Source organism: Streptomyces sp. NPDC048191 (genome assembly GCF_040652655.1).
In the GTDB taxonomy this organism is placed as follows: Bacteria; Actinomycetota; Actinomycetes; order Streptomycetales; family Streptomycetaceae; genus Streptomyces.
The window spans coordinates 1-16645 of record NZ_JBEZMO010000011.1; the positions used below are offsets into that span (position 1 = coordinate 1).

General features: G+C 72.8%; 12 protein-coding genes. 6 read left to right on the forward strand and 6 right to left on the reverse strand.

Going from position 1 to position 16645, the window contains the following annotated elements; genetic code table 11:
* Positions 1-134: 134 nt before the first annotated feature.
* Positions 135-2930 (reverse strand): AAA family ATPase, encoded by a 2796-nt coding sequence (locus tag AB0D93_RS19420; RefSeq protein WP_362120855.1) that lies wholly within the window; start codon positions 2928-2930, stop codon positions 135-137.
* A gap of 174 nt (positions 2931-3104) precedes the next feature.
* On the opposite strand from AB0D93_RS19420, the gene AB0D93_RS19425 reads away from it, so the two are divergent.
* On the forward strand, positions 3105-3449 hold the full coding sequence (locus AB0D93_RS19425; protein WP_362120857.1) for an STAS domain-containing protein: 345 nt from the start codon (positions 3105-3107) through the stop codon (positions 3447-3449).
* Positions 3446-5146: a SpoIIE family protein phosphatase gene (locus AB0D93_RS19430; RefSeq protein WP_362120859.1), complete on the forward strand. Its 1701-nt coding sequence runs from the start codon at positions 3446-3448 to the stop codon at positions 5144-5146. Before AB0D93_RS19425 ends, AB0D93_RS19430 begins: the two co-directional genes overlap by 4 nt.
* Before the next feature lie 31 nt (positions 5147-5177).
* Here the strand turns inward: AB0D93_RS19430 and AB0D93_RS19435 are convergent, their stop codons facing one another.
* The 5 genes from AB0D93_RS19435 to AB0D93_RS19455 all read right to left on the reverse strand — a co-directional run bounded on the left by AB0D93_RS19435 (position 5178) and on the right by AB0D93_RS19455 (position 11577).
* Positions 5178-5888, reverse strand: coding sequence for a sulfite exporter TauE/SafE family protein (locus AB0D93_RS19435; RefSeq protein ID WP_362120861.1), 711 nt, complete (start codon positions 5886-5888; stop codon positions 5178-5180).
* Positions 5885-7360: an amidohydrolase family protein gene (locus AB0D93_RS19440; RefSeq protein ID WP_362120863.1), complete on the reverse strand. Its 1476-nt coding sequence runs from the start codon at positions 7358-7360 to the stop codon at positions 5885-5887. Before AB0D93_RS19440 ends, AB0D93_RS19435 begins: the two co-directional genes overlap by 4 nt.
* A gap of 34 nt (positions 7361-7394) precedes the next feature.
* Positions 7395-8747 carry a solute carrier family 23 protein gene (locus AB0D93_RS19445; RefSeq protein ID WP_362120865.1) on the reverse strand — a complete coding sequence of 451 codons (1353 nt, stop codon included), beginning with the start codon at positions 8745-8747 and terminating at the stop codon, positions 7395-7397.
* A 220-nt stretch (positions 8748-8967) separates the two neighbouring features.
* On the reverse strand, positions 8968-9768 hold the full coding sequence (locus AB0D93_RS19450; RefSeq protein ID WP_362120867.1) for an SAM-dependent methyltransferase: 801 nt from the start codon (positions 9766-9768) through the stop codon (positions 8968-8970).
* Between the two features lie 696 nt (positions 9769-10464).
* Entirely contained in the window at positions 10465-11577 is a 1113-nt protein-coding gene (locus AB0D93_RS19455) for a 4Fe-4S binding protein (RefSeq protein WP_362120869.1), read from the reverse strand.
* 164 nt (positions 11578-11741) lie between these two features.
* Here AB0D93_RS19455 and AB0D93_RS19460 point away from each other — a divergent pair, with 164 nt between their 5' ends.
* The 4 genes from AB0D93_RS19460 to AB0D93_RS19475 all read left to right on the forward strand — a co-directional run bounded on the left by AB0D93_RS19460 (position 11742) and on the right by AB0D93_RS19475 (position 16636).
* Positions 11742-12446 carry an SDR family oxidoreductase gene (locus tag AB0D93_RS19460; protein WP_362120871.1) on the forward strand — a complete coding sequence of 235 codons (705 nt, stop codon included), beginning with the start codon at positions 11742-11744 and terminating at the stop codon, positions 12444-12446.
* Positions 12447-12782: 336 nt separating this feature from the next.
* Entirely contained in the window at positions 12783-14663 is a 1881-nt protein-coding gene (locus tag AB0D93_RS19465) for an ABC transporter ATP-binding protein (protein WP_362121133.1), read from the forward strand.
* Positions 14664-14809: 146 nt separating this feature from the next.
* Positions 14810-15778: a threo-3-hydroxy-L-aspartate ammonia-lyase gene (locus tag AB0D93_RS19470; protein WP_362120873.1), complete on the forward strand. Its 969-nt coding sequence runs from the start codon at positions 14810-14812 to the stop codon at positions 15776-15778.
* A gap of 171 nt (positions 15779-15949) precedes the next feature.
* On the forward strand, positions 15950-16636 hold the full coding sequence (locus tag AB0D93_RS19475; RefSeq protein WP_362120875.1) for an SDR family oxidoreductase: 687 nt from the start codon (positions 15950-15952) through the stop codon (positions 16634-16636).
* Positions 16637-16645: the final 9 nt, after the last annotated feature.

Sequence of the window (16645 nt, forward strand, 5' to 3'; positions counted from 1 at the left end):
CCGGAGCCCGGCCCGCGGGGCGGCGAGCGGGCTGTGTGCGGCGGCGCCGTGCGGGGCTGGGGGGGGCGGTGGTCGCATCCCGCCGCCCCCCGCCGGCGCGCACGAGCCCGTCCAGGCTCGTGCGCGAAGAGCCGTCACCCCCTTGGCGCCTCCGGTTGTCGCGGAGAGGACAGCACCGTGCGCAGGTGTCTGCGGGAGCTGACTCCCAGCTTGGCGAAGACGTTGCCGAGGTGCCACTCCACCGTGCGCGGGCTGATGAAGAGCTGGGCGGCGATCTCGCCGTTGGTGTTGCCGTCTCCGGCCAGCCTGGCGATCTGGCTCTCCTGGCTGGTGAGTTCGTCGAGGACGCCGACCGTCCGCTTGCGTACGGTCTCCCCGGTGGCCAGCAGCTCCCTGCGGGCGCGTTCGGCGAAGGCTTCGGCCCCGCTGCGGTTGAACAGCTCGTAGGCGGGTCCCAGCTGCGCACGGCTCTCCTGGCGGCGGTTGCGGCGGCGCAGCCACTCGCCGTACAGCAGACGGGCGCGGGCCAGGTGGACGGTGATCCGGCAGCGTCCGAGGTGTTCGACGGCCTCCCGGTACAGCGCGTCGGCGGCCCGGTCGTCGCTCATCAGCGCCTGTGAGCAGGCCCCGACGCCCAGGGCCCATGGCGTTCCGCCGGCGCGGGTGCGTTCGGTGAGCGTGGCCAGCGGTGCCACGGCCGTCTCGGGCCGCCCGCTGCGTACGGCCGCCTCGATCAGCTCGGTGAGGGCCCAGCCGTAGAACCCCAGGTCCTCGAACCGGCACGCGCGCAGCGCGGCCGACAGCGCGTCGTCGTAGCGGCCGAGGCCGTTGTACAGCAGCGCGGTCGCGTACTCGGCGAGGGCGAGAGAACGGCCCTCTCCCCGGGCGCGGACTTCTTCGACGGTCGTGCTGATGAGGTCCAGAGCCCGGGATTCCCGGCCCCGCCAGGCGGCGAGCACGAGCGACGCGTACATCATGGGTACGCCGCCCACCGCCTGCGAGATCGCCGTGGCCTCGTCGATCAGAGCCGCGGCGGTGTCGAGTTCGCCGGCGTGCACCTGGAAGCAGGCCTGGTAGCTCAGCGCCATCGGCAGGACGGCGAGCGCCCCCGCTTCGCGGGCGAGGGCGACCGCGCCGGTCCCCAGCTCGTACCAGGCATCGTCGTCCCACAGTTCCGGTGCGAGTGGCTCCGGTGTCACGCGGCACGCCAGCCACAGCCAGCGCATGTCCGCCTCCGCCGCGGCCGGCTTCTGCTCCTGCCGGACGGCATGCTGTGCGCGCCGTAGGGCCTCGATGCCGGCAGGGTAGCCATCGATGATCCGGCCGGCCACGCTGTCCAGGAGGACGTCGACGGTCCGCGGCGGTGTCGGCGGCGGCGGTCCGGCGCGGACCGCCTCGGCCACCTCCCGCTGCCCGGGCCCCTCGCTCAGACGGCCGGCGTAGATCGCCGCGCCGGCCGCTTCCAGCAGGGTGTCACGGGCCAGGGCGGCGTCGAGAGGGGCCAGCCGGTGTGCGGCGTCGAGCAGGAGCCGAGGCGCTTCGCTGCCGCGCACCTGGGAGAACACCAGCCGGGCTCGCAGCCGTTCGAGCCGGGCGCGTTGCAGGTCGTCGAGGGGGCCGGCCTCCGCGACCGCCAGCAGGTTGTCGGCCTGGTCGGCTCCACCGGCGTCGATGTGGGCCTGAGCCGCGGCCAGCGCGCGGATGGCGCGGCGTGCGGGATCGGGGGTCAGTTCCGCGGCCCCCTGCAGGAACGAGGCCTCCGCGGCGACTCCTCCCCGGCTGCGGGCTCGGCCGGCCGAGCGTTCCAGGTCGAGGGCGACGCTCTCGTCGGGACTGGCGGCGGCGTGGGCGCGATGCCAGGCCCGGCGATCGGGATCGAGACCGGGATCGGTCGCTTCTGTCAGTGCTCGGTGCGCCGCCCGCCGGTCCGGCGCGGACGTCCTGTGGTAGACGGCCGAGCGCACCAGCGGGTGGTGGAACCGGACGGAGGTGCCGAACTCGACAAGTCCTGCGGCCTCGGCGGGTGCTGCGGCGTCGGGCGGTATCCCCTGCAGGGCCGCCGCGCGTCGCAGCAGGCACGCGTCCCCGGTCGGGTCGGCCGCAGCCGTCAGCAGGAGCCGCCGGCTGTCCCCGGGGAGCGACCGGAACTGCTGGTAGAAGGCGTTCTCCAGGCAGCTCGCCAGCGGGCGCCCGCTGGCGAGCCAGAAACCGCCCGCCAGCTCCGCGGGCACCCGTGGCAGATGCAGGAGGGCCATCGGGTTGCCGTGGGCCTCGGCGACGATCCGGTCCCGTACCAGCGGATCGAGCGGTGCACGGAGGGTCGAGGCCAGCAGGGCACGGGCGTCGGGCTCGCTCAGCCCCTCGACGACCAGCTCCGGCAGCCCGGCCGGCTCGTGATCGCCGGGGGCATCCCGCACGGCGAAGATCAGAGCCACGGGTTCGGCCATCAACCGCCTGGCGGCGAACGCCAGAACCTGCCGGGACGCCTCATCCAGCCACTGCGCGTCGTCGACGAGACAGAGCAGGGGCCGGTCCTCGGCGGCGCCGGCCAACAGACCGAGCACGGCAAGCCCCACCAGGAACCGGTTCGGCGCCTTTCCCTCCCGCAGTGCGAACGCGACGGAGAGGGCGTCGTGCTGCGGTGCGGGCAGACGTCGCAGCCCACCGAGCAAGGGCGCGCAGAGCTGGTGAAGGCCGGCGAAGGGAAGTTCCATCTCCGACTCGACACCTGTGACGCCGACGGTACGGAAACCGACGGCTGTGTGCCCTGCGTGGTCCAGCAACGCGGTCTTGCCGATGCCCGCCTCACCGCGCAGCACCAGGACGGCGCTGCTGCCTGAGCGCGCTTGGGCCAGCACCCCCTCCAGCACGGCCCGCTCACGGTCCCGGCCGCGCAGTCCGACCTGCGGATGTGTGACAGGCACGCTCATGAGTCGGCTTCCTGGTCCGTTTCTCAATTCTATGCCCCCGGGGTTTCAGCCCCGGGGCCGATCCCCGGGGGTTTCCCCGGGGCGAGGCACAGCGGCGTGCCCGACGGTGGATGAGCCGGTGACACGAGGTCCCGGGCAGAAAGCCGCCATCCACGACCCCTTGGAGTCACACAGATGTTCACCCTCACCATCACCACCCACCCGGTGTCCGCGTCGTCCGCCGCCCCCGTTCATGGCCGTCACGCGCTGGTCGTCGTGTCCGGCGAACTGGACGTGGCCACCGCGCCCCGGCTCCAGGCGGTCCTTCGCGACTGCGCCGAGCGGGGCGAGCACATCAGCATGGACCTGGGGAGGGTGCGCTTCATCGACGGGGCGGGGCTACGCCCGCTGGCCGACGCGGACACCCGCGCACGCCGCCAGGGCCGGCGGTTCACCATCGTCTCGGCCGCCCGGCCGGTACGCCGGGTCATGGGCCTGACGGATCTGCGCCACCTGGTGCAACCGGCGGTCACGACATGACCGGGCTGCTGGACCGTCTGGCCCTCCTGGAGTCGGTCCGCACCAGCGTCGGGCACCGCCAGAACGTGGCGGCGGTCTGCCAGGAACTGGTGGAGGCGGTGGTGCCCGCCTTCGCGGACACCACCGACGTCGAGGTCCTCGACGACGTCGTACGTGGAGAGGAGCCTCCCACCGTTCCCCTCGCCCGGGACGTTCCCCTGCGCCGAGCGGCCCTGCGCGGCCGCCTCCGCGCCCAGGTCGGAGACGTGCACCCGCTGCCGGCCGGGACCCCCTTCTCGGATGTCCTGTCCGACCTTCGGCCGCGTCTCGTCCCGCTCGCGGCGGACGGCCCGTGGCCGGCCACCGACCCGGCCAGAGGCGAGGCCGTACGGCGGTCCGGAGCCCACTCCCTGATCGTGGCACCGCTCGTGCTGGGCGAGCAGGCTCTGGGCGTGGTCAGCTTCTACCGCCACCCACGACAAGAGCCCTTCGAGCGGGACGACGTCGCGGTGGCCTCGGCCATCTGCGCGCATGCTGCGCTCTGCATCAACAACGCCCGGCAGTACATGCGTGAGTGGATCATCGCCTCGACCGTCCAGCGCCGTCTCCTTCCCCGGCATCCGGCCCAGCGGCCGACCGTGGAGCTGGCCCCGCTGCACCTGCCGGACCAGGAAGGCGGTGGCGCCTGGTACGACGCGATCGCGCTGCCCGGCGCCCGGACCGTGCTGGTCGTCGGCGACGTGGCGGGGCGAGGCATTGCCGCGGCCACCACGATGGGACTGCTGCGCACGGCCCTCCACACCCTGGCGGCCCTGGACCTGCAGCCCGACGAACTCATGGCCCGCCTCAACGACACCGCTACCCGTCTCGCCACCGAGCGTGCCGCCCTTCCCGCCTCGGATCCCCTGCATGGCGAGCCGTTCACGGCCGGCTGCGCGGTCGCCGTCTACGACCCTGTCGATCTCACCTGCACCGTCGCCCGTGCCGGCCTGCCCGCGCCGGTCGCCGCCCTTCCCGACGGCACCTCGGCTCCCCTCCCGGTCCCCCCAGGCCCCCCGCTCGGCGCGACAGGCACCGCCCCCTTCCCCGCGACCACCGTCGGCCTTCCGGAAGGAACCACCCTGGCGATGGGCACCCACGCGCTCGCCGACGAGGTTCTGGCGCCGGCCGCTCCCTTGCGCCCGCTCCTGGACGGTGCCGGCACAAAGCCCCTGCCGGACGTGCGCGACAGCCTCGCGGTCGCGCTCACCCGAGGTCACCGGGCCGGCGAGCGACTGATGCTGCTCGCCCGCACGAAGGCGCTCCCCACCGGCCAGGTACTGACCCGCACCCTGCCCGCGGGGCCCGAGGCCGCGCCGGTGGCCCGTCAAGCGGTCCGCCGCCGACTGAAGGACTGGGAGGTGGACGACGAAACCGCGTACACCACGGAACTCATCGTCAGCGAGCTGGTCGGCAACGCGGTCCGCCACGGCGCTCCGCCCGTGCAGTTGCGCCTGATCCACGACCGGACGCTGACCTGCGAAGTCGGTGACGCCGCGGCCAGCGCTCCGCGGGTGAAACACGCGCGCACCGTCGACGAGAACGGCCGGGGGCTGTTCATCGTCGCGAACCTCGCCGACCAGTGGGGCACCCGCTACCGGACGCGGGGAAAGACCGTCTGGGCCCAGCAAGCGGCACCCACACCGGCCACCCCCGGTGCCGCGGGCAGGCAGGAGTGACGCAGGCTTCCGCGGCGCTTTCCCGGCCGGGTCAGGTCCCCGCCATCAGCACCACCCCCGACACGAGGGCGAAGACGAGGACGAAGGCACGCATCCTCTTCGCGTCGAGACGCCGGTGCGCGAGCCGGCTCAGCCAGGCGCCCGCCGCGAGCGCGGGCAGGAGCAGGAGCGCCCAGCCCATGTCCGCCGGACGCCCCCGCCCGGTGCCGAACAGCAGGGCCAGGGAGGCGACTTCGCCCACCAGGAAGCAGGCGGCGACCGTGGCCCGCAGCTCGCCCGGCGGCCGGTGCTGGTAGACGAGGGCGAGGGGCGGGCCGCCCACGCCGGTCGCCGTCTCGGTCAGCCCGGTGACGACACCGGCGCCCACATAGGCACCGCGCCCGGGCACGAACGACGGCACGACCAGGCTCACCACGGCCGCCAGCACCGTCGCCGCCCCGACGACGGCCCCGAGAGCGCCCTCCGGGATCACCCACAGCAGCGCCAGCCCCGCAGGTGTCGCCGACAGCCGCGCCGCCGTGATCCACCGTGCGCCGCGCAGATCGAGACTGCGCCGCTCGCGCCAGGCGACGTACAGGTTGAGCGGGATCATCGCGGTCAGCACGAACACCGGCAGCAGCCCCGGATCGAGCAGGCCCGCGACCGGTGCCACGATCAGCGCGAACCCGAGGCCGCTGGTGCCCTGCACGAAGGCGGCCGCCGCGACGGTCAACGCCAGCACCGCCAGTGTGCCGGCGCTCATCGCCGGCCACCGGGACAGGGCACGACCGGGTCACGGGGCGGCTGGGAGTCCGCCGCCGCGACCGTGGTCCGCGTCGCCGCCGTCCGCTGCCGTGCCGCCACCGACGTCGGATGGACCCGGGTCACCCCGGCGCGCCCCATCACCCGCGGGGCCAGCTCGGCGGCCCGGCGGACCAGTGCCGGTCCGTCCCAGTCGGGCGGCCAGCCGCGCCACAGCCGCAGCCGGCCGGCGACGAACACGGCGGTGAGCTGGTCCCGGTTGCCGCGCCGGACCAGCTCCCACGGCAGGTCCCAGGACGGCTGCATCTCCGGCCCGCCGACGTCCACCAGGAGGAAGTCCGCGGCGGCACCGGGCACGACGCGTCCCGTGCGCCGGCCGAGTCCGACCGCGTCCGCCCCGCCCGCCGTGGCCCGCTCCCACCACGTCCAGCCGGCGCCGCAGGAGGAGTCGCCGCAGGCCAGGCCGTAGGCGAGCCGCTGGGCGAACTCCGCCGCGTCCGCGAGCCGGAAGCCGTCCCCACGCGTCCCGTCGGTGCCCAGCCCGAACCGGATGCCCCGCTCGGCGAAGGTGGTCGCGGGGGCGACGGCGTTGCCCTTCCACGCGCTAGCGACCGGGTTGTAGCTCACCGCCGTACCGCTGTCCGCGAGCAGCGTCACCTCGGCCGGGGTGAGCAGCGTCGCGTGCGCCGCCAGCAACTGCGGTCCCAGCGCGCCCACATGGTGCAGATGCTCCAGGGGCCGCAGCCCGTGCCGGACCAGTGAACGCTCGACGGCGACGAGGTGTTCGTTCACATGGATCTGTACGACCGTGCCCGCGTCGGCGGCGAGTCGCGCGGTCACCGCCAGCGTGTGCGGGGTCGCGGCCTCCGGCACGGACACGGCGAGCGAGGGACGGACCAGGTCGTCACCGCCGTAGCGGGCCAGGTGTCTCTCGGCGGCGGTGAGCACGGTCCGCGGATCCGCGTCCCGGCCCGTGCCGTCCGGGGCGTCGTTGCAAACGAGCCCCAGCACACAGCGGATGCCCGCGTCGCGCGCGGCCGAGCCCACCACGTCCACGTCCACCGGGGCCCGGGTCCCGGCCTCGGCCACCGTCGTGAAACCGCCCCGCAGGGACTCCAGAGCGGCCAGTTTCGCGGCGACGTACGCCGACTCCTCGTCGAGTGCGCGCTCCAGGGGCACCCACACCCGGCGGAAGATCTCCGACGGCTCCCCGAAGGCCAGGGCGCCACCGAAACTCTGCGTCAGATGGTGGTGGGCGTCGACGAAGCCCGGAACCAGCGCGTGTCCGGGCAGCCGGACCGGTGTCGGCGAGGGGTGGGTCCGGACGATCCGCTCGACCGGGCCGACGTCACGGAACACGCCGTTCCGCACGAGTACCGCGTGCCGCTCCAGCGGGCCGTCGGGGGTCAGCGTCACGTCGGGGACCAGCAGCAGCACGTCACGGCGGAGCAGGTCGGGGGTCAGGTCGGTCATGCTTCTCCGTTGTCCGACGGGTTGGGTGGCGAGGTCAGACACGGGCCGCGGAGCCCGGTGCCTCGGCCGGCACGGCGGCGGTGTCGGCGGTGCGTCGCCCCAGGTGGTGGAAGACGACGTTGAGGACGGCGGCGACGAAGGCGCCCACGGCGACCCCGCTCTCCAGCAGGATCCGCACACCGGACGGGAAACCGGCGTACACGCCCGGGACCAGGATCGGCAGCAGCCCCAGCGCGAGCGCGACCGCGCAGGTCACCGTGGCCGTGTGGTCCTCGAGCCGGGCCCGGCCGAGCATCTGCACGCCGAGTACGGTGATCACCGCGAAGACGACCATCGCGGCGCCGCCGACCACGGCCGACGGCAGCACGCTGATGGCCCGCGCGACGGGGGTCAGAAAGCCGAGGACGACGAGGACGACCCCGGCGGCGGCCGTGACGTAGCGGCTGCGTACGCCGGTGACCCGCACGATGCCGATGTTCTCCCCGCTGGTCACCATCAGCGGCAGCCCGAAGCAGCCGCCGAGGAGCGAGGTCAGGGCGTCCCCGCGTACCGTGCGCGGCACGTCGGAGCGGACGTCGACGTCCTTGCCGACCGCCTCCGCGTTGATGACGGTCTGCCCGGTCGCCTCCGCCATGGACGCGAGGCTGTACAGCATCAGCGGCAGCGCGGCGAGCAGGTCGAAGACGGGGGTGCCGAACGGCAACGGCCTCGGTACGCCGACCAGTTGGCCCGAGAGCGCGGGACCCGGGTGGACCTGGCCGAGAGCGACGGCGAGGGCGGTGCCGGCCACGAGCCCGAGGAGTACGGCGAGTTGTCGCAGGACCCCGCGCAGCAGCCGGGTGAAGGTGACGATCAGGCCGATGGTGGCGAAGGCCAGCCCCAGCCGTACCGGTTGGGCGAAGCCGGGTGTGCCGGGCTGCCCGGTGACCAGCAGTGCGCCGACCTTCACCAGGTTGACCCCGACGATCACGATCATCGTGCCGATGACCAGCGGCGGGAAGAATCTCAGCAGGCGTGCGAACAACGGCAGCACCAGGAAGGTGAACGCGGCGGTGAGGAGCACCGCGCCGGTCGCCGTGCGCAGCCCGTGCGCTTGGGCGATCGACAGGAAGAGGATCAGCGGCGCGCCGCCCGGCAGCATCACGAACGGCAGCCGTGGCCCGAACTTCCATGGGCCGAGGGACTGCACGAGTGAGCCGATCCCGGACAGCAGCAGGGCCGCCGAGAGCAGGTCGACGGTGATGCCCGGGCTGAGCCGGAGGGTGGCGCTCATCAGGAAGATCGCGGATATGGGTGTCGCCGCCATGACGAGGACGTGCTGGAGGCCGAAGAGCAGGATCCGCCCGAGGGGGCGGGACTCGTCGACGGGATGTACGGGACTGGACACGTGCGGGCTCCGTTCGGCTCGCTCGGCTCAGGCCTCGACGATCCGGCCGTGGACGGCGGCCAAATCGATTTGGCCAAATCGATTTGGCCGCCAGTATGGAGGCGCCGACGGGGTGTCGGTCAAGGGGGCGGGCAGCACGGGACACCGCGCCCTGGGCGATCCCGCGCCCGGCGGCGAGGACGCGCGGGGCGCGGTGTGGCGGGCCGTTGGAGTCCCGGGGTCAGGCGTTCTTGCGGGCCACGCCTCCGTAGAAGCCGATCTCGGCCGAGCCCGGCGGCGGGGTGCTGTCCGGGCGCCAGAACGGAACCTGGGTCAGTCCCGGCTCGACCGGTTCGAAGCCGTCGAAGAACCGCGCGACCCGGTCGCGGGAGCGCAGGTTCATGGTGGCCGTCGCGCTGTTGTAGACGGCCTCGGCCTCGCTGCGGTCGTCGGCGAAGTCGCCCGTGGCGTGCGACAGCACCAGGAAGCTGCCGGCCGGGAGCGCGTCGCGCAGGGTGGCCACGATCCGCTCGGGCTCGTCCGCGTCGCGGAGGAAGTGGAGGACCGCGACGAGGAACAGGGCGACCGGGCGGCCGAAGTCGATGATCCGGCGGACCTCGGGGTGATCGACGACCGACTGCGGATCGCGCAGGTCGGCGAGCACGATGCCGGTCGTTCCGGCCCGGCTGAGCAGCGCGTCGGCGTGCGCCTTCACGATCGGATCGTTGTCGACGTAGGCGACGCGCACGTCCGGAGCCCGTTCCTGGGCGACCTCGTGCACGTTGGGCGAGGTGGGCAGGCCGGTGCCGATGTCGAGGATCTGACGGACGCCGCTGTCGACTACGTACCGGACCGCACGGTGCAGAAAGGCCCGGTTGGCCCGCACGGAGATCCACACCTCGGGAGCGGCCGCGGCCAGTTGGCCGGCCGCCAGCTGGTCCACCTCGTAGTTGTCCTTGCCGCCCAGGAGGTAGTCGTAGATCCGTGCGGGATGCGGCTTGCTGGTGTCGATGTGCACGGCCTGGCCGCCGTCCTGAGTCACGCTGGGCTCCTCTCCCCAACCGCCGCGGTCTCGGTCCCGCACCCGGTTGGCCAAAGCTTCCCATATCAACTTCCGTGCCGATGCGAAGAGTTCGGCTGCGGACGGTCACCCGGTGATGCGCTCGCCCAGGCGCGGCGCCTGACCGGCGGGACCGGGACCACCGTGTGGGACACCCGGCCGGTGCCCTCCACCGTGAGGGGCACCCGCGCTGGACTTCGAGCCGGAGTTCGCCGCCGTGATCGGGCGAGCGGGCCGGAACCTCACCCCGAGCAGGCCCGCGACCACATCGCCCACTGCATGCGGTGACACGCCGGCAGTCGGCCGCCGCTGGAGGCCCACTCGGTGCTCGGCGGGTGTCGCTCGGGGGGTTGTCCCTGTGTCCGGCGTGCCTCGTGCGGCGGTCCCGCCCGTCGGTCGCCGGGGCGGGCGTCACCCGCCCGGCCCGGCTCCGCTGGCATCTTGGCGGACGGCGGCGGAGGGTCTGAACGAGATCGGTGAGTCGATGGTTCGTCCGACCGGTCGTCGAGTCGTCCCTCCGTGTCCGTGACGAGGCGGGCCGACGCCCCGGGGGCGGGGAACGGTTGAATCCATGCGCTCGGTTCGTTCCCCGCCCCTACCACCCGGGCGCGCCCGCTCGGGTTCCCGTCTCCGCCGCGGCTCCGGACGCAGGGCCAACGGAAGCGGAGCGGCCGGCACTCAGTGCCCGTCGGGTGTCTCGGCGTCCGCTCTCGCCGGGGGCCGCCAGCCGCCGGAGACCTCCTTGGTCGGCTTGTGCGGGAAGCGGCGTTCGGCGTACCGCTGCGCCTGCGAGCCGGGCAGGACGTAGAGGGTCTCGGTCTTATCCTGGAGGGGACGCAGGACGGTGTCCAGGTAGGCCCTGCGGTCGTCGAGGTAGGGGCCCAGCACGTCCTCGCCGGCCGGACAGACGGCCAGGCAGTACCCGGACTTGTAACTGGGCTTGAAGGCGAGGCTCTGCCACATCGACGCGTTCTCCGGGTCCGTGACCCGGGAGCGGAAGTCGGCGGCGTCCTCGCTGTCGGCCACGGTCTGCACCCAGTCGTTGAACCCGCTCATAAACTCCCGGTAGTTGTGGGTCGTGCAGGCCCGCGCGTCGAACGAGCCGTCCTTGCCGATCGCGCCCACCGGGCAGGCGGCGACGCACAACTTGCAGTCCACGCACGGGCTGTAGTCCAGCTCCTGCCCGTACGCGCTGACCGGGGCGTCCACGAGCACCGTGGCCAGCAGGACGAAGTTGCCGAACCTGGGGTGGATGACATTGCGGTGCAGCCCCATCACGCCGAGGCCGGCGGCCACGGCGACCGTCTTGTGGGCCACCACCCAGATACGGCCCGGGAAGCGCTCCATCTCCTGGGGAAACCCGGCGGACGGGTTCAGCGCGCGGTAGCCGGCGTCCCCCAGCGCCCGGGCCACCTTGCGGGCGGCGGCGTTGACCTGTTCGTCGGTCTGGTGGAACTCCTGGTTGCCCACGCTGCGCGCGGGCGAGCGCATGCTGTCGCGGTTCATCCGGACCATCAGCGAGACCAGCGAGCGCGTTCCCGGCAGCGCGGCCAGGACGTGCTCGCGCTCGCCTGCGAGGTCGGGATGGTCGAGGCTCACCGCCGCCGCGTCGTCCGCGCCGGCCTCCAGACACAGCGCACGCAACCGGTCCGCGTCGATCACGGGCGGCGGCGCGGAGCGGTCGCCGGCCGATCGGGCGGCACGTACGGCCCGCACGGACGGGTGGGCGGCGAGTCCGGCCGGGAGCTTCTTCGGGCCTTCCGTGTCCTCAGCGGCGTCCTGCGCGCTCATCTTGCCCCTTCCAGCATAGTTGGAATTCCAAACTCACTATGCCGGTCGGCGGGGCGTTCGGGCAAGGGGTCGCTCCGCGTGCCCTCGCCGACGCGCTTGAAGTTGGAAACCGATCGGTTTACGGTGATGGGAAACCGATCGGTTTACAAGCTTTGGAGATGGTCATGACGTCGATCAAGGACTCTGTCGCGCTGGTCACCGGCGGCAGCCGCGGCCTGGGCAAGGCGCTGGTGGAGGAGCTGTACGCGCGCGGCGCGGCCAAGGTGTACGCCACGGCCCGCGACCCGCGCACCGTGACCCACCCCGACGCCGTGCCGCTCGGTCTGGAGGTCACCGACCCCGCTTCCGTCGAGGCCGCGGCGGCCCAGGCCCAGGACGTCACGATCCTGATCAACAACGCCGGTGTCTCGCTCGGCGCGACCTCCTTCCTCGACGCCCCCGTCGACGACGTCCGCCGTGAGTTCGAGACCAACTTCTTCGGGCCCCTCCTGGTCACCCGGGCCTTCGCGCCGGTCATCGGGCGCAATGGTGGCGGGCACCTCCTCAACGTCCACTCCGTGCTGTCCTGGCTCGGCGTCGCGGGCTCCTACAGCGCCACCAAGGCCGCGCTGTGGTCCCAGACCAACTCCCTGCGCCTGGAGCTGCGTCCGCGTGGCATCGAGGTCACCGGACTGCACGTCGGGTACATCGACACCGACATGACCTCGAAGATCGACGCACCGAAGTCCACACCGGGCGACATCGCCGCCCTGGCGCTGGACGGTGTCGAGGCCGGGGCGTACGAGGTCCTGGCGGACGACATCAGCCGGAGCGTGAAGGCGGGGCTCTCCGGAGACCTGGTGGCGCTGTACCCGCAACTGGCGGCATAGGCCTGTCGTTTGGATCACGCCGCGGACGCGGGGGCTGGCCCGCACGTCTGCGGCGCTGTCCTGCGACCTGATCCAAACGACCGGCCCCAGCCGTCGCGGGTCGGCCGACCGGCGAAACATCACTGGTCACAGCAGTCACAAGGATCGGCGTTTCGGCCACGCCGCACCGTCATAAAAGCCCTGCGCCACTGCGACCGCGCGTTCGAGGGCCCCGGATCTGCGGGTCCGGTCTTCGTCCGGAAACGTGTGCGTTCGAGTCCCCCGCGCCCTCGTTGAGTTGGGCACCGCCGGACCACCCGGGTGCGGTGCCGACCCGAAGGAGGGACGCAGGTGACCGTGACCGACGCCTCGACAGAAGACTTCCCGCCGCCACCTCCACCGCCGGCCACGATCGGTTACGCGGGCAAGGCGGGCAAGAACCCCCTGGAAGAAGCCAGTTTCCGGAAGATGTGCGGGCGCCTGCCGTCCGTGCTGCGCCACACCGCGGGCATGGCGTGGTCCGTCGACCGGTCCGGGGTCGTCCTGCTGCTCGCCTGCCAGCTCCTCACCGGCGTCTCGGCCGCCGTGGTCCTCGGCTGCACCGCGCGCGCCATGACACACATCCTCGGTGCGGGCCCGGTGTCCGAACGTCTGCACGGGGCCCTGCCCGCCCTCGTGGCCGTCACCGCGGCCGCGGCGGTTGGCCGAATCAGCAGGGCCCTGGCGTCCTACGCCGACGGCCGGATCACCCCGCGCCTGGTGACCGAGGCCGACGTGGCGCTCGTATCCGCCGTCTGCCGGGTGGAAGCGGCCGCCCAGGACGAGGACGGCTTCGCCGACCGGCAGGAGGCCGCCGAGGTCGGCGTCACCCGCACCACCACGATGGTCAAGGACGCGCAGCAGTTCCTGGCCTCGCTCATCCGCATGATCGCCGCCGGCGGCGTCATCACCGCGCTCCACTGGCTGATGCTCCCGCTGTTGCTGCTGGCGGTCCTGCCGGCGGGCCTGGGTGCCGTGCTGTCCGCCCGTGTCGACTACGAGACGCACTACGCCAACGTCGGCGACCGCAACGTACGCGGCATGATGCGCTGGTGGGCCACCTTCTCGCGGCACGGCGACGAGGTGCGCGCGAACGGCATGACCGACTACCTCGTCTACTGGTACCGCGCGCTGTCCGAGCGCATCGACCGGCGCATCCTGACCGCCGCGCCCCGCATGCTCCGGATCACCCTGGCGACCTCCGTCCTCGGCGGTGCGTTCCTGCTCCTCACCTGGGCCGCGCTCGCCTGGCTCGCGATGACCGGGCGGGTCGCCCTGCCCGTCGCCGCGACCGCGGTGGTCGCCGTGCAGACCACGCTCGCCGCACTGTCCCAGTTCGTGCAGTACGGCGCCGCGATGTTCCACACCTCCCTCTACCTCGCCGACATGCGTTCCTTCCTCGACATGGCGGCCGAACGCGCCCCGAAACGCGGGGAGTCGACGATCCCGGAGCAGGTCGAGGAGATCCGGCTCGAAGAGGTCGTCCACCAGTACCCCGGCAAGGCCGGACCCGCCGTGGACGGCGTCTCGCTCACGCTGCGGCGCGGGGAGATCCTCGCGATCGTCGGCGAGAACGGCTCCGGCAAGTCCACGCTGACCAAGCTCATCACCGGCATCCTGCTCCCGGACAAGGGCCGTGTCCTGTGGGACGGCGTCGACCTCGCGCGCGCCCGGCCCGACTCCGTCTGGAGCCGGACCGCGCTCGTCCCGCAGAACTTCGCCTGCTGGCCCCTTCGCGCCAGGGAGAACATCACCCTCGGTCAGCCGCGCACCCATGACGACGGTCCGGTGTGGGACGCCATCGACGCGGTCGGCATGCGGGAAGCGGTCGAACGCCTTCCCCGCGGCCTCGACACCCTGCTCGCACGCGAGATCTACGGCGGCGCCGAGCTCTCCGGCGGCCAGTGGCAGCGCCTGGCCTGCGGCCGCGCCCTGTACCGCCGTTCCCCGCTGCTCATCCTGGACGAGCCGACGTCCCAGATGGACCCGCGCGGCGAGCACCAGATCTTCCTGGAAATCAAACGCATCGCCGCGCGGCGCATCACCATCGTGGTCACCCACCAGCTGGAGAACACCCGCCTCGCGGACCGGATCGTCGTCCTGCGCAACGGCCGGGTCGTCGAGCAGGGCGGCTACGACGACCTCGTGCACGCCGGCGGCCTCTTCGCCGAACTCGTCGCGCTGGCCAAGGACCGGTGACGAGCAGCGGCGCCACGTCTCCACCGACGCCCGTCCGGCTCCTTCTGGACAGACGGGCGTCGGGCTGCCTAGAGTCCTTGTCCAAGAATGGAAAATCAATCCAATCGCCGTTCCGGCGGACCGGAGGAAGGGAAGGGGAGACCGTCATGGCCGCCGCTTCGCCCGTAACGTTCGACGACGTCCGTGCGGCCGCCGCACGCCTCGACGGCATCGCCCACCGCACCCCCGTCCTCACCTCGCGCACCCTCAACGCCCTGGTGGGCGCGGAGGTGTTCATCAAGTGCGAGAACTTCCAGCGCGTCGGTGCCTTCAAGTTCCGCGGCGCCTACAACGCGGCCGCCCAGCTCTCCCCGGACCAACTGGCCAGGGGCATCGCCGCCTACTCCTCCGGCAACCACGCCCAGGCCACCGCCCTGGCGGCCCGCGAACTCGGCACCGGCGCCGTCATCCTGATGCCCGAGGACGCCCCGCGCCTCAAGCGGGAGGCAACCGCCGGATACGGCGCGGAAATCGTCACCTACGACCGCTACACCGAGGACCGCACCGCACTCGGTGAGGCACTGGCCGAGGACCGTGGCCTGGCCCTCATCCCGCCCTACGACCACCCCCACGTCATCGCCGGGCAGGGCACCGCGGCGCTCGAACTCCTCGACGAGACCGGCCCGCTCGACGCCCTGGTCGTACCCGTCGGAGGCGGCGGCCTGATCGCCGGGAGCGCCACCGCCGCCAAAGCCGTGCACCCCGGCATCCGGATCATCGGCGTGGAGCCGGAGGAAGGGGACGACACCAAGCGCTCGCTGGAAAGCGGCTCCCGTGTCACCCTGCCCGTGCCCCGGACCATCGCCGACGGACAGGCGCTGCCCACGCCCGGCGAGATCACCTTCGAGATCAACCGGCGCCTGGTGGACGCCATCGCCCTCGTCAGCGACGCCGAGATCGTCACCGCCATGCGCTTCGCCTTCGAACGCCTGAAGATCGTCCTCGAACCCAGCGGCGCCACCGGCCTGGCCGCCCTCCTGGCCGGCCGGATCGACAGCCTCCCGCCCCGCATCGGCATCATCGCCTCCGGCGGCAACATCGACGCCCAGAGGTTCGCGGAGCTGCTGAACGGCTGAGCGAAGTCCCTCGCACCCATCACATGCGCGACCACGCGATCCGGTGCAGGCTGGCTGTGGAGGGGGAAGCGGTCCACGGACGCGCTGACGGTGGCAGCCGAGCGGGGCGCCGGAGCGTCATCCCGCCTGCGCACGCCGGCCGGCGGCAGTCGCCGGCAGGGAGGAAGCGCCATGGAGATCAAAGGCTCAGTGGCCCTGGTGACGGGAGCCAACAGGGGCATCGGCCATGCGTTCGCCCGCGCGCTGGTCGAGCGCGGAGCGGCCAAGGTCTACGCGGGTGTCCGCGATCCGGCACAGGTGACCGATGAGGACCTCACGGCACTGCGGCTGGACGTCACCCAGCCCGACGAGGTCGCCGCGGCGGCCGCCGCCGCGAGTGACGTCACCATCGTGGTCAACAACGCCGGCGTCGGAGGGTTCGGCACGGAGCTCCTGACGGGCTCCTTCGACGACGCCCGACAGGCGATGGAGACCAACTATTTCGGCACCTGGGCCGTCTCCCGTGCCTTCGCGCCCGTCCTGGCCCGCAACGGCGGCGGCGCCCTGGTGAACATGTTGTCGGTCGCCTCCTGGTTCTCCCGGCTGGACTACCCCGGATATGCGGCCTCCAAGGCCGCCCAGTGGTCGTTGACCGGCGCGCTGCGCCATGGCCTGCGTGAACAGGGGACCCTCGTGGTCGCCGTCCACGCCGGTTTCGTGGAGACGGAGCTCAGCTCCTTCACGGACGCACCGAAGATCAGCGCGGCCGACGTCGCGGAGCAGACCCTGGACGCCCTCGCCGACGACCGGGCCGAAGTCCTGGCCGACGACTGGACCAGGCAGGTCAAGCAGGCCCTGTCGCAACCCGTGGAGCGGTGAGAAGGAGCC